The sequence below is a fragment of the Mycobacterium sp. smrl_JER01 genome, from assembly GCF_048513595.2.
In the GTDB taxonomy this organism is placed as follows: domain Bacteria; phylum Actinomycetota; class Actinomycetes; order Mycobacteriales; family Mycobacteriaceae; genus Mycobacterium.
Genome location: NZ_JBLXXK020000001.1, coordinates 2,927,658 through 2,947,428, shown reverse-complemented (window position 1 = coordinate 2,947,428; position 19,771 = coordinate 2,927,658). Strand labels below are relative to the sequence as shown.

Sequence of the window (19,771 nt, the reverse complement as noted above, 5' to 3'; positions counted from 1 at the left end):
AGTCGACCTCCGTCGTCACGGATGCCCCATCCGGCGGGCGAATGCCCGGGGCCGGTCCACCCAGGGCGCGTCGACCGGCCGTAGCGCCGACACATCGGGCATCGCGTGCACGGCCAGGATCCCGGCCACCGAGATCGAATTGACGATCTCACCGGAGTACACCCGGGTGACAGCCTCGCCGAGGTCGACGCGTTCGAGCCTCAGGTCGGCTTCTTCGTCGTGCGCCTGCGGCCGGTCGACCTCGCTGATCCCGGTCGCCAGGAACACCCGAACGCTCTCGTCGCAGAAGCCCGGCGCCGAGTCCAGATCGACCAGCGTGCGCCAGTCGCGCGCCGCCAGGCCGGCCTCCTCGGCGAGCTCGCGGCGGGCCGTCTCGTGCGGCGGCTCGCCACCGAAGTCGAGCAGGCCCGCGGGAAGTTCCCACAGTCGTCGGCCGTAGGCATGCCGGTACTGGTGGACCAGGGCGATGCGGCCGTCGTCGTCGAGCGCGACGACGGCAACGGCTCCGAAGTGCTCGACGACCTCTCGGCGGGCGGTGCCGCCGCCGGGCATGCGCACCTCGTCGGCACGCAGCGCCAGGATCTTGCCGACATAAACCGTCTCCGAGGAGACCGTGGTGAACTGGTGACGCCCGGTCTCGCCGTCAGCCACGAGCCGGGGCGTCCTCGAGCGCGTGCTCGGCGCCGTTGGACCGCAGATCGTTCTCGGCCGACATCGCGGGGATGTCGACGGGCAGACGCTCGGCGTTCTTGTAGTCCAGCGATGCGCCGACGAACGCCACGAACAGCGGATGCGGGCGGGTGGGTCGGCTCTTGAGCTCCGGGTGGGCCTGGGTGCCGACGATGAACGGGTGCACCTCGGCGGGGTACTCGACGAACTCGACGAGATGTCCGTCCGGTGAGGTTCCGGAGAACCGCAGCCCGCTCTCGGCGATGCGGTCCCGGTAGGCGTTGTTCACCTCGTAGCGGTGCCGGTGCCGCTCGGACACCTCGGTCGCCTCGTAGGCCTGCGCCACCAGCGAATCCGGCTCAAGCACAGCCGGATACGCGCCGAGCCGCATGGTGCCGCCCAGATCGGCGTCGCCGGCCACGGCGTCGCGCTGATCTGCCATCGTGGAGATCACCGGATCGGTGGTGTCCGGATCGAACTCGGCGGAGTTGGCACCGGTCAACCCGACCGAACGAGCCGCCTCGATGACGATGCACTGCAGACCCAGGCACAGGCCCAGCACGGGAAGCCCGCGCTTGCGGGCATAACGGATGGCGCCGATCTTGCCTTCGATGCCGCGGATGCCGAAGCCACCCGGGATCAGCACACCGTCGACGTCCGCCAGTGCGACAGCGGCCGCCGCATCGGTTTCGCAGTCGTCGGACGCGACCCAGCGCATCTCCACCTTGGCGTGGTGGGCGAAGCCGCCCGCGCGCAGCGCCTCGGCGACCGACAGATAGGCGTCGGACAGGTCGATGTACTTGCCCACCAACGCGATTCGCACCGTCTCGCGGGGTTCGTGGACGCGGCGCAACAGGTCGTTCCACTGCGTCCAGTCGACGTCGCGGAACGGCAGGTTCAACCGCCGGACCACGTAGGCGTCGAGCTCCTCGCGGTGCAGGACCCTGGGGATGTCGTAGATGGACGGCGCGTCCGGGGTGGAGATGACCCCGTCGATGTCGACGTCGCACATCAGCGCGATCTTGTTCTTCAGCGGCTCCGGAACGTCGCGGTCGCACCGCAGGATCAGCGCGTCGGGCGTGATGCCGATGCTGCGCAGCGCGGCCACCGAGTGTTGCGTCGGCTTGGTCTTGAGCTCCCCGGACGGGGCCATGAACGGCACCAGGGAACAGTGCAGGAAGAAGCAGTTCTCCCGGCCGACCTCGTGGCGCACCTGCCGGGCGGCCTCCAGGAACGGCAGCGACTCGATGTCGCCGACGGTGCCGCCGATCTCGGTGATGATCACATCCGGGCGGTTGCCGTCACTGTCGCTGGCGTCCATCGCCAGGATCCGCCGCTTGATCTCATCGGTGATGTGCGGGATCACCTGGACGGTGTCGCCCAGATACTCGCCGCGCCGTTCCTTGGCGATGACCGACGAATACACCTGCCCGGTGGTGACGTTGGCCGATCCGGACAGGTTGCGGTCCAGGAAACGCTCGTAGTGGCCGACGTCGAGGTCGGTCTCGGCGCCATCCTCGGTGACGAACACCTCGCCGTGCTGGAACGGATTCATGGTGCCCGGATCGACGTTCAGGTACGGGTCGAGCTTCTGCATCGTCACCTGCAGACCCCGCGCAGTCAGCAACTGGCCCAGGCTGGACGCCGTGAGACCTTTGCCGAGTGACGACACCACACCGCCGGTGACGAAGAGGTGTTTGGTGGCCGTTTGCGGGTGCTTGCGTAACGCTGGCAAGTACAACCTCCGTGATGACCGGGCAGGGCTTGTTTCGCTGGGCTCGCACCCGGTTTGGGGCCTGCCGACCCACGGAACCCCACCCTAACACCGTCTGCGGGTCGGTGTCGTTGACGCGCCGGTGTGGGCCGATCAGTCTGCGAGATTGCGGTGAGGGCGGTGACGGCGCAGCTCGAACGGCCGTGAGCGCAATCTCGGCGTTCAACCCGCGCGCGATCCCGCCCACGCCGCAACCGCCGGGTCGGTGACGGCGTCTACTGCGGCACGGTCACCGACGTCGCTGCGGGCCCGACACCGAACTGGTCGGGACGGCCGTCGTTGATCAGGGCGGCCAACGCGAGCACCGAGGTGATCCGTCCGGACACGCTGCCGACGTCGTCGACCGTGCTGACGGCGTCCTTGAGCGCGGCGTCGGACCTGGTCACCGCCACCGCGGAGGTGCCCGTCGCCGAGCCGTCGCGTCCTACCAGAACGGTCCCGGCGCCGTGCGGAGCCAGGCCCGCGGCAAACCGTGCCACGGTGGCGCCCTGATTGCCGGCATCGTCGCCGAGCTGACCGCCGGTGACCACCAGCGCGGCGTTGGCCGGCCCGATGCGCTCGGAGCCGTACGTCACGAAGCCGGTGTCGCGCAGTGCCGCCAGCACGGTCTCCCGCTGCGCGTCGTCGACCGGTGCCACCGTGGGATCCCTGTTGACGAGCATCGCGATGCCCAGCAGATCACCCGCCTGTGACCCCTGGTCGACGGTGGTGGTGCTCAACTGGGCGCCGGCGGGAACGATCGGCGAGTTGACCACCGAAAGCAGTTTCTCGGCCGAGTTCGCGTCGACGAACTGCTGGGTCAGCCCGACGGTGCCGGTCACCGCTCCCCCGGCCTGGGTCACCAGCCGGGTCAGGCCCTCGATGTCATCGTCGGCGGCGTCGGGTGTGCGGAAGATGACCACCGTCTTGTCCGCCAGGCTGCCGGCCAGGATTCGCGGCGCCACCTGGGCATCGAAATCATTTGCCGCGCTGAGCTTCTCGTTGAGCGCGTTACGCTCGCCGGTCAGCGTGTCGATCTGCTGCTGCATCTCCTGCTTGTCGTCGCGGAGGCCGGACAGCACCGTATTGGACAGCAGCCCCGAACCCAGGGCGATACCGATGGCCAGCGCCAGGAACACCGCGGCCAGCGAGATGGCGTGCGAACGCAGCGAGATCATTGTCGCGCCCTACGAGACCAGGCCCTGGACCCAGAGCAGGAACTGGTTCCAGTACTGAGACACCCATTCGAGCAGCGCGGCGTCGGCCCGCGACACCCACAGCGCGGCGATCACCGCGATCAGCATCGCCAGCACCAACAGCGCGATGGCACCGCCGGAGACGCGGCTGCGGTACAGGGTGGCGACCGCCTTCGCGTCGACGAGCTTCTCGCCCACCTTCATGCGGGTCAGGAACGTCGACGGGTTGCTCTGCTGCCTGGTGCGGTCGAAGAACTCCTCGATGCTCGCGGTGTGGCCCACGGTGACGATCAGCGAGGCGCCGTGGTGGTCGCAGAGCAGCAACGCCAGGTCGGCGGCCGAACCGGCAGCCGGGAAGGTCATCGCCCCGACACCGAGGTCCTGGATGCGCTCCAGTCCGGCGGCGTGGCCGTCGGCGTCGGCGGGCAGCACCACCTGGGCACCGCAGCGCAACACCTCGGTGCTGATCTTGTCCGGGTCACCGACGATCAGGGCCGGCCGGTACCCGGCCTTACGCAGGACGTCGGCGCCGCTGCCCACCCCGACCAGTACCGGCTGGTACTCCTTGATGAAGGGTTTGAGGGCCTTGAGATCGGCCGTGGCGTTGTCCTCCTCGGCCACGATCACCACATGTCTGCGGTTGAGGTCGACGTCGATGTCCGGAATGCCGATGCCGTCGATGAGCAGCGGGCTCTCGCTGCGGATGAACTCGATGGTGTTGCCCGCGAACGCTTCGAGGTGGGCCACCAGGCCGCCCTTGGCCTCCTGCATGAGCTCGTGGATGTCGGCGTCGGTGCGCTCCGTGCCGAGGACCAGCCGCCGGTCTCCGGAGTAGACGCCGCCCTCGTTGATCCGGATGCGGGCACCGTCTTTGACCTTCTTGAAGACCTCCGGGCCGGTGTTGTCGACGAGCGCGATGCCGTTGGCGACCAGGACCTCGGGGCCGAGGTTCGGGTAGCGGCCCGAGATCGAGGCGGAGGCGTTGACCACCGCGGCGACCTCTGCCTCGACCAGCGCATCGGCCGTGACCCGATCCAGGTCGAGGGCGTCGAGAACGACGATGTCGCCCGGGGTGATGCGCCTGAGAAGCCGATCGATGTCGCGGTCCACTCGGGCGGTGCCGGTGATACCTGGCCGTGAGCTGGCATTACGGGACAGCAGCGCTGACATCTTCATGGGGCCGATTCTGGCCAGCGGCGACTCGGATCTGTCGGAGGCGCGCCGTAACACCAGCCTCAGAAGTTATCTACTTTCACACCAGTCACAGGGCCGAGGTGGTGACCTCCTGAGCTTCGCGATCGCTTCGGGCGGCGTCCAGCAGGTCGCGCGCATGCGCCCGGCCACTGTCGGACTCGCCCAGGCCGGCCAGCATCCGGGCCAGCTCGGCGATCCGGTCGTCGTCCCCGAGCCGGCGCACCCCGCTGGACTTCGCCCTGGCCTTCCCGTCGGCCCCGGCGACTCCGTCGACGATGCCTTCGACGATGAGGTGGACGTCGGCGTACGCCGCGACCTGGGGCAGGTGGGTCACCACGATGACCTGGTGGGTGCGCGCCAACCGGGCCAGCCGGCGCCCGATCTGTACCGCGGCCCGTCCCCCGACGCCGGCGTCGACCTCGTCGAAGACCATTGTGGTGCCCTCGGTCGAGGCGGACAGCGCCACTTCCAACGCCAGCATCACCCGGGACAACTCACCCCCGGACGCGCTCTTGTTCAGCGGCAGCAGATCCGAGCCTCCGTGTGCGGCGAAGCCGAATTCGACGACGTCGACGCCGTCGCGACCGGCGTGGACGGTGCCCGAGGGCAGCACCAACGGCGCACTGTCATCGGCCCGGGCGAGCAACGGGGTGACCGTGATCGCGAATCGCGCGCCGGCCATCGCCAGTCCGGAGAGCTCGGCGGTCACCGCCTTGGACAGGCCCTTGGCAGCCTTGGTCCGCGCCTTCGTCAGGTCCTGGGCCGACGCCGCCACGACGGCCTGCAGCTCGTCGACGTGTCGCTCCAGCGCGGCGAGGGTCTCCTCGGAAACGTCGAGTTGCGCCAACCGGTCCCGCGCGTCAGCGGCCCAGTCCAGGACGCCGTCCACGTCGGCGGCGTACTTGCGTGTCAGCGTCCGCAACTCGGCCTGGCGCGCCAACTTGGCTTCCAATGTGCTGGTGTCGGTGGGCAGTTCGGCGAGGTAATGACTCAGCTCGCCGGACACGTCGACGAGCACCGTCAGCGCCGACCTGAGTTGTTCGGCCAACGCCGTGAGCGCGGCATCGTCGGTGTTTTCCAGCGCCGATCGGGCCTGCCCGACCGCGTGGGCCGCGGAGAAGCCGTCCTCGCCGTCGCCGGACACCGCTTCGCGGGCGGTCTGCACCGCCGCGCGCAGCGCGTCGAGTTCGGACAGCCGTCGGATGTCGGCAACCAGGGCCTCGTCCTCGCCGGGCTGTGGATCGATAACGTCGATCTCGTTCAGCGCGAACTGCAGACGATCGGCTTCCTGCGCCATTTCGCGGGCGCGGCGACGTCGGTCGTCGAGGTCGCGTTTGGCCTCCAGCCAGGCCTCCCGGGCACCGCGGTAGCGCGTGAGTTGGGTGGTCACGTCGGCGTAGCGGTCCAGCGCGGCGCGTTGCTCGTCGGGGCGCATCAGCCGGAGCTGGTCGTTCTGTCCGTGCAGCGTCAGGAGTTCGTTGGTGAACCCACTCAGCGATTTCGCCGGAACGCTGCGTCCACCCAGGTATGCCCGCGACGGACCGTCCCGGCTCACGGACCGGGCTGCGATGACGCTGCCGTCGTCGTCGCGTTCGGCGCCCGAGGAATCCAGGATGTCGTCCACGCGCGTGGTGACCGCGTCACCGACCTCGGCGGTGGTGAAACGGCCCTCCACGACGGCGCGGGCGGCGCCCGAGCGCACCTTCGTCGCATCGGCGCGCGCGCCGCCGAGCAGGTGCAGACCGGTGACGACCATCGTCTTGCCGGCGCCGGTCTCGCCGGTCAACACAGTCAGGCCACCGTCGAACTCGGCGGTCGCTGCGCTGATCGCACCCAGCGCCTCGATTCGGATTTCGGCTAGCACTACTGCCCGCGCCACCCCGTGACCGGCAACCGGAACTTGCGCACCAGCCGGTCGGTGAACGGCGCGCTGTCGAGCCGCACCCACTGCAACGGGGTGCCGCAGCGCGTCACCTCGAGCCGTGCCCCGGCGGGCACGACCATCTCCCGTCTGCCGTCGCAGAACACCAGCGCGTCGTGGCCGGTGGCCTCGACCTCGATCGCGATGAGCGCTTCGGGACTGGTCACCATGGGGCGAGCGAACAGCGCATGCGCGTTGTTGGGCACCACGATGATGGCCTCGAGGTCCGGCCACAGCACCGGCCCACCCGCGGAGAACGCATAGGCGGTCGAGCCGGTGGGCGTGGACACCAGCACACCGTCGCACCCGAACGCCGACACCGGACGCCCGTCGACCTCGACGACCACCCCGAGAACCCCCAGCCGAGGGCCCTTCTCCAGACTGGCCTCGTTGAGGGCCCAGCCACGGTCGAGCAGTCGCCCACCGGCCCGCACCGCGACGTCGAGCGTCATCCGCCGCTCAACCCGGTAGTCGCGGCGGACGATGTGGTCGAGCACGGTGTCGATGGCCTCGGCTTCGGCCTCGGCCAGGAAGCCGATCTTGCCCAGGTTCACCCCGAGCACCGGGATCTCCACGTTGCGGGCCAGCTCGGCAGCGCGCAGGAAGGTCCCGTCGCCGCCGAGCACCAGCACCAGCTCGCATCCTTCGGCGGCGCGTTCGTCGGCGTCGACGACCTCGATCTCGACGCCGAGGGCGCGCATATCGTCGGGCGCCAGATGGATGGGACCCCGGTCGACCGCTTCTGCCGACAGCACCCGCAACCCGATTCCGTTGTCGGAAAGCACTTTCTCGACCCGGCGGGCCACTTCGGTGGCTTCCTCGCGACCGATGTGCACGACCAGCAGGATGGTGCGTTCGGTCATTTCGGCCCCTCGTCCACGGCCCGACGCACAGCGGCCTCGAGGGCGTCGCCCTGCAGTGCGAGCGCGGCACCCGTGCGCAGGTCCAGGAAATATTCGACGTTGCCGGCGGGTCCGGGCAGCGGGCTGGCCGTGACCGCGACGGCATGCCAGTTCAACTCTGCTGCACGACGGGCGACCGAGAGCACCGCGTCGGCGCGCAGCAGGGGGTCGGACACCACACCGCCGGCGCCGACCCGGTCCTTGCCGACCTCGAACTGAGGTTTCACCATGGGAACGATATCGGCGTCGGGCGACGCACAGGACGTCAGTGCGGGCAGCACGGTCGCCAACGAGATGAACGACAGGTCGGCGACGACCAGATCGACCGGACCGCCGATGACCTCCGGGGTGAGGTCGCGGACGTTGGTGCGCTCCAGAACTGTCACCCTGGCGTCGGTGCGCAGCGGCCAGGCCAGCTGGCCGTACCCGACGTCCACGGCGACGACTTCCCGGGCGCCGCGGTCGAGCAGCACCTGGGTGAACCCACCGGTCGACGCGCCGGCGTCCAGGCACCGGAGACCGTGCACCGACAGGCCGAACGCCTCCAACGCACCGATCAGCTTGTGCGCTCCCCGCGATACCCAGGACTCGGTTTCGCCGCCCTCGACGGTCAGGTTGGCCGCCGTCGAGATCGCGGTCGCGGGCTTGGCGGCCGGCATTCCGTCCACCCGGACCCGCCCGGCGCCGATCAGCTCGGCGGCCTGCTGGCGCGACCTGGCCAGGCCGCGCCGTACCAGTTCGGCGTCCACACGTGCGCGACGCGTCACGCGGATCAGCCCTTCTCGACGGATTCCAGCGCGCGCACCAGCAGATCGTGTGCCTCTTCGAGGCGAGCCGCGACGGAGTCCAGGTCAGCCACCGACACATCGGCCGGATCGCCGAGGAGTTCGGCGACCTGGGCACTGATCTGGTCGGGATCGTTTGTCATAGCGGTCTTCACGCTAGTCGATGCGGACGTACTCCATCGACCACCGCTGCACGGCCTGTCGAGCCGCGTCGTCTCCGGCCCGTACCGGCCTGCGGTCGATTCCCGCTGCCCACACCGCGGCCGCGAGAGCGCGCACCGCCGACAGGGGATCACCCGGGTCGGCGTTGGTCGAGTTCAGCGTTACCACGTCCCGGTCGATCTCCACGCGCCAACCGTCCTGCGGGGCGATCCGCAGCGCGCCGGCGTCCGCGGTGGTCAACGCCCGCAGATCGGGCGCCAGGAAGGTCGGTCGCTCGTCGGCCGCCGCCCATACCGCGTCCTCGGCAGAGTTCACCCCGCACAGCACCATCAGGCTGGGCAGTTCGGCGGCGTTGGCGCCGGCGATGTCGGTGTCGAGACGGTCTCCGACCACGAGCGGACGGTGAAACTCGCCGCGCGCCAACGCATCTCTCATCAATGCGGGCGCCGGCTTGCCGGCGACCAGCGGGTCGGTGTCGGTCGCGGTCCGCAGTGCGGCAACCATCGATCCGTTGCCCGGCAACAGACCACGCTCCGAGGGCAGGGTCTTGTCGACGTTGGCGGCGACCCACAACGCGCCGGACCGGATCGCCAACGCGGCTTCGGCGAGGTGCTGCCAACCGGTGTCCGGGGAATGGCCCTGTACCACCGCGACCGGGTCATCCGCGCATTGGCGCACCGGCTGCAGGCCGACCCCGGCGATCTCGTCGGCCAGCGACTCGGTCCCCACGACCAACACCTTGGCGTCGGCGGGCAGTTGAGCGGCCAGCAGCCGCGCGGCGCTCTGTGCGCTGGTCACGACATCGCCCGGTGCCGCCGAGAAGCCGAGATCGCACAGGTGGGTTGCGACCTGCTCGGCGCCGCGGGAGGCATTGTTGGTCACGAACAGCACCCGGGCGCCGATCGATGCGAGGGTCTCAACCGCCCCCGGCGTGGGTTCGTGGCCCCGGAACACTGTCCCGTCGAGGTCGAGCAGCAGACAATCATGTTGCTGCGCAAGGTTGTTCACGTCAGGACAGCTCCGTGATGCGCTCTTCGGCATCGGTGACGCCCTCGACGTCGGCGGCCGCGGCGTGCAGGAACCACTGCAGTGCCTCGTCCCGGCGGTCGAGCACCAGCAGGGTTTCGGCGTAGGCGTAGAACAACCGGGTGGCCGTCGGTCCGGTGCGTGCCGGATCCAGGGTCGGCGTGGACAGCACGGCGAGGGCCTGTTCGTGCTGTCCCAGGTCCGAGCGAGCCCCTGCCACGACGATGCGCAACTCGTCGGCGTCGTCGCCGCTGAGCTCTGCGGCCTCGGGGCTACGGGCGAGCTCGAGCGCGCGTTCGGGTCGCCCGACACCACGCTCGCAATCGGCTATCAACGCCAACAACGGTGAGCGACTGCCCATTCGGCGTGCAGCCCGGAGCTCGGCGAGCGCCTGGGCCCAGTCGCCACACTGGTAGGCCGCAATGCCGACGGCTTCCCGCACCGCGGCGATGCGTCCCGAACGGGCACGCGCGGCGCGAGCGTGGGCCAGCGCCGCCTCCGGGTCCTCGTCGAGCAGTTCACCGGCAGCGACCAGGTGGCGCGCGACCGTATCGGCGGTGGCGCGATCCAAGGTGGTCAGCTCACCGCGGATCTCCGGGGAGAGCTGCCTGGCCTCGATCTCCGCGGGTATCGGGGGGCCGCTGGGACGGGATTCGTCGGTCTCGGGCCGCGGCTGGACCGGACGAGCGCGATGCGGCCCGGACGATCGGGGCGCTGACCTCTGGTCGCGGCGCTGTCGGTTGCCGTTCGAGGTACGGTCGGGCCGGCGTTCGCCGTCAGACCGGCGCCCACCGTTCGCGGAGCGGTCAGGCCGACGTTCACCGCGGCCGCCCTGATTGTCTTGGGGCACGAGCAAAGGATACGGCCAAGATCTGGGTTGCGTCCAGCAGAGTGGTGTACGAGTCGGGCCTGATCAGGGTTACCGGCGTGTCGTAGCCGAATGATTGAAGGTCATCGCGTGATTCTTCGAGAGACCGACCAAAGTCACTCGAGCAAAGGAATCGACGCGATGACCACCGCCCACAATATCGACCTGCCCGCCGTGCTGGCCGAACGACTCACCACCGCCCATCCCGACGTGCTGCGCGAGCTGCTGGCCACGTTCATCCACACCCTGATGGGCGCCGAGGCCGATGCCCTGTGCGGCGCCGGGTACGGCGAACGAACGTCTGAGCGCACCAACTCGCGCAACGGGTATCGGCATCGCCAGTTCGACACCCGCGCCGGTTCGTTGGATCTGGCGATCCCCAAGCTGCGCCACGGCTCGTACTTCCCGGACTGGCTGCTGGAACGCCGTAAACGCGCCGAGCGGGCGCTGACCACGGTGGTCGCGACGTGCTATCTGCTCGGGGTGTCCACGCGGCGGATGGACAAACTCGTCGAGACCCTCGGCATCACCAGCCTGTCGAAGTCGCAGGTCAGCGTGATGGCCAAAGAACTCGACGCCGCGGTCGAGGCGTTTCGCACCCGGCCGCTGGACGCCGGCCCATACACATTCATGGCCGCTGACGCCCTGGTCCTCAAGGCCCGTGAAGGTGGCCGCGTGGTCAACGTGCACGCCCTGATCGCGGTCGGGGTCAACGCCGACGGGTATCGGGAGATCCTGGGCGTCGAGGTCAGTACCGCCGAAGACGGGGCCGGCTGGTTGACGTTTATGCGGTCGCTGACCGCGCGTGGGCTGTCCGGGGTCAAGCTGGTCACCAGCGACGCGCACGCCGGGCTGGTCGCCGCGATCGGCGCCACTCTGCCTGGCGCGGCCTGGCAGCGCTGCCGAACCCACTACACGACCAACTTGATGGCCGTCACCCCGAAGGCGTCCTGGCCGTGGGTCAAGACGCTACTGCACTCGGTGTTCGACCAACCTGACTCTGAATCCGTTGCAGCCCAATATGACCGGATCATCGACGCCCTCGCCGACAAACTGCCCAAGACCACTGAACACCTCGAAGCGGCGCGGCCGGACCTGCTGGCCTTCACCGCGTTCCCCAAACAGATCTGGCGCCAAATCTGGTCCAACAATCCCCAGGAGCGTCTCAACAAGGAGATCCGCCGGCGCACCGACGTCGTCGGGATCTTCCCCGACCGCGACGCGCTGATCCGCCTCGTGGGCGCCGTCCTGGCCGAACAACACGACGAATGGGCCGAGTCGCGGCGCTACCTGGGACTTGACGTCCTGAGCAAATCACGCACCGTCAACGGCACCCCAACCGAACAGGAGGACACCCCCGCGGCACTAACCGCCTGAACCATCACGACGAAGAATCACACGACGACGTCGTACACCACGTCCCTGGACTTGACCAAGATCTGTCGTCACATAATTCAACGAAATACCGAATCCGACAATGCAATTGCCCGCCGGATTTGTGTGGGGAATGGAAATCGCCCCCACGGGTGTGTGGGGGCGATTTCTTGGGTTGTGTTCGGCGGTGTCCTACTTTTCCACCCGGGTGGGTAGTATCATCGGCGCTGGCAGGCTTAGCTTCCGGGTTCGGGATGGGTCCGGGCGTTTCCCTGCCGCTATGTACCGCCGTAACTTTATGTCACTCGTTGTTGAGTGTCCCCCGTTGGTGTGGGGGAAGTTTTGTGGGCCCCTTGTTATTTGGTGGTGGGGTGTGGTTGTTGTGTTTGTGGTTGTGGTTGCGAGGTTTGTTGTTGTTGTAAGTTTTCGGCCGGTTAGTGCCAGTTCCCTGCGCCTATTGCTAGGTGTCTAGGTCTGGTCTATCGATCCCGTGGTCTGCGGGGGGCCTTATCCCACTTAATGGGTGAGAAGCCTGGTCTTGGAGGGGGTTTCCCGCTTAGATGCTTTCAGCGGTTATCCTGTCCGAACGTGGCTATCCAGCGGTGCCCCTGGTGGGACAACTGGTAGACCAGAGGTTCGTCCGTCCCGGTCCTCTCGTACTAGGGACAGGTTTCCTCAAGCTTCTGACGCGCGCGGCGGATAGAGACCGAACTGTCTCACGACGTTCTAAACCCAGCTCGCGTGCCGCTTTAATGGGCGAACAGCCCAACCCTTGGGACCTGCTCCAGCCCCAGGATGCGACGAGCCGACATCGAGGTGCCAAACCATCCCGTCGATATGGACTCTTGGGGAAGATCAGCCTGTTATCCCCGGGGTACCTTTTATCCGTTGAGCGACACCCCTTCCACTCAGAGGTGCCGGATCACTAGTCCCGACTTTCGTCCCTGCTTGACATGTCCGTCTCGCAGTCAAGCTCCCTTGTGCACTTACACTCAACACCTGATTGCCGTCCAGGTTGAGGGAACCTTTGGGCGCCTCCGTTACATTTTAGGAGGCAACCGCCCCAGTTAAACTACCCACCAGGCACTGTCCCTGAACCGGATATACGGTTCGAGGTTAGAGGCCCAATACGATCAGAGTGGTATTTCAACAACGACTCCACCCACACTGGCGTGTGAGTTTCACAGTCTCCCACCTATCCTACACAAACCGTATCGAGCACCAATACCAAGTTGTAGTGAAGGTCCCGGGGTCTTTTCGTCCTGCCGCGCGTAACGAGCATCTTTACTCGTAATGCAATTTCGCCGAGTCTATGGTTGAGACAGCTGAGAAGTCGTTACGCCATTCGTGCAGGTCGGAACTTACCCGACAAGGAATTTCGCTACCTTAGGATGGTTATAGTTACCACCGCCGTTTACTGGGGCTTAAATTCTCCGCTTCACCCCGAAGGGTTAACGGGTCCTCTTAACCTTCCAGCACCGGGCAGGCGTCAGTCCGTATACATCGTCTTGCGACTTCGCACGGACCTGTGTTTTTAGTAAACAGTCGCTTCTCACTGGTTTGTGCCACCGGATCCCGCTGCCCACCGCAAAGGGTGTTGACGGTATTCCGGTCCCCCTTCTCCCGAAGTTACGGGGGCATTTTGCCGAGTTCCTTAACCATAGTTCACTCGTACGCCTCGGTATTCTCTACCTGACCACCTGTGTTGGTTTGGGGTACGGGCCGTGTGTGCGCTCGCTAGAGGCTTTTCTCGACAGCATAGGATCACCGAATTCGCCTCAATCGGCTATGCATCACCTCTCAGGATATGTGCTGGACGGATTTACCTATCCAACTCCCTACAGGTTTACCCCAGTATTACCACTGACTGGTACGGCTACCTTCCTGCGTCACCCCATCGCTTGACTACTACCCGTCCGGGTCCCGCGCAGCCGGTGAACCCCGCACCCCGAAGGGATTGGTGGCCCACCATTTGGGCGGTTAGCAGAACGGATTCATCAGGGACGCTCACACACGGGTACGGGAATATCAACCCGTTGTCCATCGACTACGCCTGTCGGCCTCGCCTTAGGTCCCGACTCACCCTGGGCGGACTGGCCTGGCCCAGGAACCCTTGGTCTTCCGGCGGGCAAGGTTCTCACTTGCCTTATCGCTACTCATGCCTGCATTCTCACTCCCACACCCTCCACAGCTCCATTACCAGGCTGCTTCACCGGAGTGCAGGACGCTCCCCTACCCAGCACACACAAGGTGTGCTGCCGCGGCTTCGGCGGTGTGCTTGAGCCCCGCTACATTATCGGCGCACAATCACTTGACCAGTGAGCTATTACGCACTCTTTCAAGGGTGGCTGCTTCTAAGCCAACCTCCTGGTTGTCTTCGCGACTGCACATCCTTTTCCACTTAGCACACGCTTAGGGGCCTTAGCCGGCGATCTGGGCTGTTTCCCTCTCGACGCACGGAGCTTATCCCCCGCCGTCTCACTGCCGCATTACACCGTGTCGGCATTCGGAGTTTGGCTGACGTCAGTAACCTAGTAGGGCCCATCGGCCATCCAGTAGCTCTACCTCCGACACGAACACTGCGACGCTGCACCTAAATGCATTTCGGGGAGAACCAGCTATCACGGAGTTTGATTGGCCTTTCACCCCTACCCACAACTCATCCCCTCAGTCTTCAACCTAAGTGGGTTCGGGCCTCCACGCGGTCTTACCCGCGCTTCACCCTGGCCATGGGTAGATCACTCCGCTTCGGGTCCAGAACACACCACTACACCACACACTCCTGTGTGGATACGCCCTATTCAGACTCGCTTTCGCTACGGCTACCCCACCCGGGTTAACCTCGCGACATGTCCCTGACTCGCAGGCTCATTCTTCAAAAGGCACGCCATCACCCCACCACAAAGGAGGGCTCTGACGGATTGTAAGCGCACGGTTTCAGGTACTATTTCACTCCCCTCCCGGGGTACTTTTCACCATTCCCTCACGGTACTCATCCGCTATCGGTCACTGGGAAGTATTCAGGCTTACCGGGTGGTCCCGGCAGATTCACAGCAGATTCCACGGGCCCGCTGCTACTCGGGGACAGCTCCACAGGAGTCACAGAGTTTTCGTCTACCGGGCTCTCACCGTCTACGGCAGGCCATCCCAGGCCACTTCAACTAACACCATGATTTCTCACTCCTGCCCTCATCGGCGGATGAGAGAAGAAACGCCCCACAACACCGCACACACAACCCCCGCCGGGTATCACATGCACACGGTTTAGCCATCCTCCGCTTTCGCTCGCCACTACTCACGGAATCACTTTTGTTTTCTCTTCCTACGGGTACTGAGATGTTTCACTTCCCCGCGTTCCCCCCCAACGCCTATATATTCAGCGTTGGGTGACACGACATCACTCGTGCCGGGTTTCCCCATTCGGACATCCTCGGATCCACGCTCGGTTGACAGCTCCCCGAGGCATATCGCAGCCTCCCACGTCCTTCATCGGCTCCCAGTGCCAAGGCATCCACCATGCGCCCTTAAACACTTACAACACAAAACCAAAAAATGAGTCACCCACACACCAACCCCAAAAAAAGAGCAAGCATGCGGGCATCAGAAAAATTTGCATTACACAAAGACCCACAACCTAAACTGTGCGTCTTTGATGCTCGCAACCACTATCCACAAATCAAACACCACACCCCACCACCAAAGCAGGGCAACAACAAGAACCCCCACCCCCTCACACACGCTCCTCAGAGGTAAAGGCCGGCACACGACCCTCCAACGAGGACCGGACCGCGGGCTTGTTGTCTCAAAGCCCAATAGTGTGTCTGATGATCCCTCAAAGCAGCGTTCCCACACCACTTCTCACGTTTGTTGTTGCACCAGACCCCCACCCACTACAGATGCGAGGCCATCCAACGAATCGCCCGGCTCACCGAACCCCCACACGATGTGGGCGGGACCGAGTCTCGTGGTGCTCCTTAGAAAGGAGGTGATCCAGCCGCACCTTCCGGTACGGCTACCTTGTTACGACTTCGTCCCAATCGCCGATCCCACCTTCGACGGCTCCCTCCCACAAGGGGTTAGGCCACCGGCTTCGGGTGTTACCGACTTTCATGACGTGACGGGCGGTGTGTACAAGGCCCGGGAACGTATTCACCGCAGCGTTGCTGATCTGCGATTACTAGCGACTCCGACTTCACGGGGTCGAGTTGCAGACCCCGATCCGAACTGAGACCGGCTTTGAAAGGATTCGCTCCACCTCACGGCATCGCAGCCCTTTGTACCGGCCATTGTAGCATGTGTGAAGCCCTGGACATAAGGGGCATGATGACTTGACGTCATCCCCACCTTCCTCCGAGTTGACCCCGGCAGTCTCTCACGAGTCCCCACCATAACGTGCTGGCAACATGAGACAAGGGTTGCGCTCGTTGCGGGACTTAACCCAACATCTCACGACACGAGCTGACGACAGCCATGCACCACCTGCACACAGACCACAAGGGAACCGACATCTCTGCCGGCGTCCTGTGCATGTCAAACCCAGGTAAGGTTCTTCGCGTTGCATCGAATTAATCCACATGCTCCGCCGCTTGTGCGGGCCCCCGTCAATTTCTTTGAGTTTTAGCCTTGCGGCCGTACTCCCCAGGCGGGGTACTTAATGCGTTAGCTACGGCACGGATCCCAAGGAAGGAAACCCACACCTAGTACCCACCGTTTACGGCGTGGACTACCAGGGTATCTAATCCTGTTCGCTCCCCACGCTTTCGCTCCTCAGCGTCAGTTACTGCCCAGAGACCCGCCTTCGCCACCGGTGTTCCTCCTGATATCTGCGCATTCCACCGCTACACCAGGAATTCCAGTCTCCCCTGCAGTACTCCAGTCTGCCCGTATCGCCCGCACGCCCACAGTTGAGCTGTGAGTTTTCACGGACAACGCGACAAACCACCTACGAGCTCTTTACGCCCAGTAATTCCGGACAACGCTCGGACCCTACGTATTACCGCGGCTGCTGGCACGTAGTTGGCCGGTCCTTCTTCTCTCACTACCGTCACTTGCGCTTCGTCGTGAGCGAAAGAGGTTTACAACCCGAAGGCCGTCATCCCTCACGCGGCGTCGCTGCATCAGGCTTGCGCCCATTGTGCAATATTCCCCACTGCTGCCTCCCGTAGGAGTCTGGGCCGTATCTCAGTCCCAGTGTGGCCGGTCACCCTCTCAGGCCGGCTACCCGTCGTCGCCTTGGTGAGCCGTAACCTCACCAACAAGCTGATAGGCCGCGGGCCCATCCCACACCGCAAAAGCTTTCCCCTCCCAGGCCATGCAACCAGAAGGGTATATTCGGTATTAGACCCAGTTTCCCAGGCTTATCCCAAAGTGCAGGGCAGATCACCCACGTGTTACTCACCCGTTCGCCACTCGAGCACCCCGAAGGGCCTTTCCGTTCGACTTGCATGTGTTAAGCACGCCGCCAGCGTTCGTCCTGAGCCAGAATCAAACTCTCCAAACAAAAACAACCCAACAACCGTCAGGTGAATCCGCAATCAGAGAAATCCGATCAACAAACCAAGACACCAAAAACTGGCATCCAAAAACAGCCCACCCCAAAACGGGAAAAAGAGGTGAACCAAAAAAACAACAAACAAAAACCACCAAACACACTATTGAGTTCTCAAACAACACACCCAGCCTGACCGCGCAGGAATCCCGCGGCTAAAAGCCGTGGACTCTAGTTCGGACAGATGAGGACATCCGCGTTACCGGACTTCCCTCTGGAGGCCGCCGCGCTCCCCGGGTTTTGGCCCGTGTCGCGGCGACTCCGATAAGTTACGTCAGGGATAACGCTGAGTCAAATGGCCTGCTAGATCGGGTGTTTCGCCTCGGTTCCAGCGCGCGCACCACAGCGGTGCGTTGACTCAGAGTCTTCAACGGTTCATCGGTGACGTTTGTTCCCGAGGCGCCGCGATGCGCTCTGACCTGTGGATTCCCGCGTCGATCAGCCGATGCGCTCGATGCCGGCGACGTTGCGCTTACCTCGGCGCAGCACCAACCACTTGCCGTGCAGGAAGTCCGATCCCTGCGGGAACCAGTCATCTGTGGTGATCTTCACGTTGTTGACCGACACCCCCCCTTCGGCGATGGTGCGACGTGCCGCCCCCTTGCTCGCGCAGAGTCCGCTCGCCACAAGCAGATCGGTGATCGAATCGGCACCGCCGGGCGCGAGGGTTGCGACCGAGGCCTCCCGCAGCGCCGCCGCCAGCGTCGGCTCATCCAATTCGGTCAACTCGGCCCGGCCGAACAACGCCTGGCTGGCGTGTTCGACGGCCGCGGTCGCCGCCTCCCCGTGCACGAGGGTGGTCAGCTCCCGCGCCAGCCGTCGTTGCGCGGACCGCTCGTGCGGGCGCTCTTGTGTTGCCTGCTCGAGTGCTGCCAGTTCGTCGGCGGTCAGGAAGGTGAACCAGAGCAGGTAGGGCAGCACATCGGCGTCAGCGGTGTTGACGAAATACTGGTACCAGGCGTACGGGCTGGTCAGGTCTGGGTCCAGCCAGAGACTCCCCCCGCCGGTGGACTTGCCGAACTTCTTACCCTCGGAGTCGGTCACCAGCGGCGTGGTGAGCGCGTGCACGGCTGCGCCGCTCTTCTGCCGCACGAGTCGAACACCGGCGATGATGTTGCCCCATTGATCGGATCCGCCGATCTGCAATGCGCACCCGTACCGTCGATGCAGCTCGACGTAGTCGTTGGCCTGCAGAAGCATGTAGCTGAACTCGGTGTAGGAGATGCCCTCCCCTTCGAGGCGGCGCCGCACCGTGTCGCGGTCCAGCATCACATTGACCGAGAAGTGCTTGCCGATGTCCCGGAGGAACTCGATCGCCGACAGCTCACCGGTCCAGGAGAGGTTGTCGGCCACCACCGCCCCGGTCGGCGAATCGTCGAAATCCACGAAGCGCTCCAGCTGTCCCCGGATCCGGTCCGCCCACTCGGCGACCGTGTCGGCGGTGTTGAGTGTGCGCTCACCGACGTCGCGAGGATCACCGATCAAGCCGGTGGCGCCGCCGGCAAGCACGATCGGGCGATGGCCGGCGCGCTGAAACCGGCGCAGCGTGAGCAGCGGTATGAGGTGGCCGGCGTGCAGGCTCGGTGCCGTCGGGTCGAATCCTGAGTAGACCGTGACCGGACCTTCGGCCAGTGCCGCGGCCAGCGCATCGCGGTCGGTGGACTGCGCAATCAACCCGCGCCAGTCCAATTCGTCGAGGATGTTCGGCACGCCCATGACAGTCACCTCGCCGATCTTTCCGTACTAGTCGCTCTGGCCGGGAACCGGTGCCCGTGGGCTGCGCCGGTAGGCCGATACTTCGGGCAGCCCGCCCAGCCAGATCCGCCACGGGCGGTCGGCAGCCTTGCTGACCCCGACACGCGGACCGGCGACCCCGTCGCGCGTTTCCCCCGATGCGACCTCCGTCGGCAGTTCGACCTGCACCGGCGACGACGGGTCGAACACGTCGACGCCGTTGTCGGCCATGGTGATCCCCAGCGCAGAACACAGATTGCCCGGTCCGCGGGCCAGCGCCACCTCGGTGACGGCCGGCCCACGGCGCGACCACGCCACATCGTGGCCGGTGTCGATGACCGCCGCACGCAACAGCACCGCGGCCGCCACCCCATCGGTTGCGCACACCACGTTCGCGCAGACGTGGATACCGTGGCTGCGGTAGGTGTAGAGCCTGCCCGCCGGGCCGAACATCACCGCGTTCCGCGGGCCGGGCCCGCGGAACGAGTGCGCCGCGGCATCCGGCCACGGGCCGTCGGTCGGTCCACCGTAAGCCTCCACCTCGACGATCGTCGCAGTGACTCCGCGCCCGATCAGCCGGGCGCCCAGCAGCATCCGCGCGGCGGTGAGCGGGTCTACCGCGAGAAGGTCGGCCGACAC

The 19,771-nt window shown here is 65.5% G+C and carries 13 protein-coding genes and 3 rRNA genes; 1 reads left to right on the top strand and 15 read right to left on the bottom strand.

Annotated features, from left to right (window positions below; genetic code table 11):
- Positions 1-15 precede the first annotated feature (15 nt).
- The 10 genes from ACNUDN_RS13925 to ACNUDN_RS13880 form a co-directional block, all read right to left on the bottom strand.
- The gene (locus tag ACNUDN_RS13925; protein WP_419122483.1) at positions 16-651 is read right to left on the bottom strand and encodes an NUDIX domain-containing protein; all 636 of its coding nucleotides are present in this window, start codon (positions 649-651) and stop codon (positions 16-18) included.
- Positions 644-2,404, bottom strand: a complete 1,761-nt coding sequence (gene pyrG, locus ACNUDN_RS13920; protein ID WP_419122482.1) for a CTP synthase — start codon at positions 2,402-2,404, stop codon at positions 644-646. Before pyrG ends, ACNUDN_RS13925 begins: the two co-directional genes overlap by 8 nt.
- Before the next feature lie 254 nt (positions 2,405-2,658).
- Positions 2,659-3,600 carry a copper transporter gene (locus ACNUDN_RS13915; RefSeq protein ID WP_419122481.1) on the bottom strand — a complete coding sequence of 314 codons (942 nt, stop codon included), beginning with the start codon at positions 3,598-3,600 and terminating at the stop codon, positions 2,659-2,661.
- Positions 3,601-3,609: 9 nt separating this feature from the next.
- Positions 3,610-4,794 (bottom strand): putative cytokinetic ring protein SteA, encoded by a 1,185-nt coding sequence (gene steA / locus ACNUDN_RS13910; RefSeq protein ID WP_419122480.1) that lies wholly within the window; start codon positions 4,792-4,794, stop codon positions 3,610-3,612.
- Between the two features lie 85 nt (positions 4,795-4,879).
- The gene (gene recN / locus ACNUDN_RS13905) at positions 4,880-6,676 is read right to left on the bottom strand and encodes a DNA repair protein RecN (RefSeq protein WP_419122479.1); all 1,797 of its coding nucleotides are present in this window, start codon (positions 6,674-6,676) and stop codon (positions 4,880-4,882) included.
- Complete coding sequence (locus ACNUDN_RS13900) at positions 6,676-7,596, bottom strand: NAD kinase (protein ID WP_419122478.1); 921 nt, start codon at positions 7,594-7,596, stop codon at positions 6,676-6,678. The genes recN and ACNUDN_RS13900 overlap by 1 nt, the downstream gene beginning before the upstream one ends.
- A complete protein-coding gene (locus ACNUDN_RS13895) occupies positions 7,593-8,402 on the bottom strand; it encodes a TlyA family RNA methyltransferase (RefSeq protein WP_419122477.1) in 810 nt (269 codons plus the stop codon). Before ACNUDN_RS13895 ends, ACNUDN_RS13900 begins: the two co-directional genes overlap by 4 nt.
- A 5-nt stretch (positions 8,403-8,407) precedes the next feature.
- Positions 8,408-8,563, bottom strand: coding sequence for a hypothetical protein (locus ACNUDN_RS13890; RefSeq protein ID WP_419122476.1), 156 nt, complete (start codon positions 8,561-8,563; stop codon positions 8,408-8,410).
- A gap of 13 nt (positions 8,564-8,576) precedes the next feature.
- The gene (locus ACNUDN_RS13885; RefSeq protein WP_419122475.1) at positions 8,577-9,590 is read right to left on the bottom strand and encodes an HAD-IIA family hydrolase; all 1,014 of its coding nucleotides are present in this window, start codon (positions 9,588-9,590) and stop codon (positions 8,577-8,579) included.
- Position 9,591: 1 nt separating this feature from the next.
- Complete coding sequence (locus ACNUDN_RS13880) at positions 9,592-10,458, bottom strand: tetratricopeptide repeat protein (RefSeq protein WP_419122474.1); 867 nt, start codon at positions 10,456-10,458, stop codon at positions 9,592-9,594.
- A 159-nt stretch (positions 10,459-10,617) separates the two neighbouring features.
- Here ACNUDN_RS13880 and ACNUDN_RS13875 point away from each other — a divergent pair, with 159 nt between their 5' ends.
- Positions 10,618-11,853, top strand: coding sequence for an IS256 family transposase (locus tag ACNUDN_RS13875; protein ID WP_419120839.1), 1,236 nt, complete (start codon positions 10,618-10,620; stop codon positions 11,851-11,853).
- A gap of 176 nt (positions 11,854-12,029) precedes the next feature.
- Here ACNUDN_RS13875 and rrf read toward each other — a convergent pair.
- From rrf to ACNUDN_RS13850, 5 genes are all read right to left on the bottom strand, one after another.
- Positions 12,030-12,143: ribosomal RNA gene (rrf, locus tag ACNUDN_RS13870) — 5S ribosomal RNA — on the bottom strand.
- 121 nt (positions 12,144-12,264) lie between these two features.
- Positions 12,265-15,388, bottom strand: a 23S ribosomal RNA gene (locus ACNUDN_RS13865).
- 440 nt (positions 15,389-15,828) lie between these two features.
- Positions 15,829-17,350, bottom strand: a 16S ribosomal RNA gene (locus tag ACNUDN_RS13860).
- The 16S, 23S and 5S rRNA genes sit together here, the layout of an rRNA operon.
- Positions 17,351-17,836: 486 nt before the next feature.
- Complete coding sequence (tyrS, locus tag ACNUDN_RS13855) at positions 17,837-19,114, bottom strand: tyrosine--tRNA ligase (RefSeq protein WP_431960043.1); 1,278 nt, start codon at positions 19,112-19,114, stop codon at positions 17,837-17,839.
- A gap of 27 nt (positions 19,115-19,141) precedes the next feature.
- Complete coding sequence (locus tag ACNUDN_RS13850) at positions 19,142-19,771, bottom strand: DNA-3-methyladenine glycosylase (RefSeq protein ID WP_419122473.1); 630 nt, start codon at positions 19,769-19,771, stop codon at positions 19,142-19,144.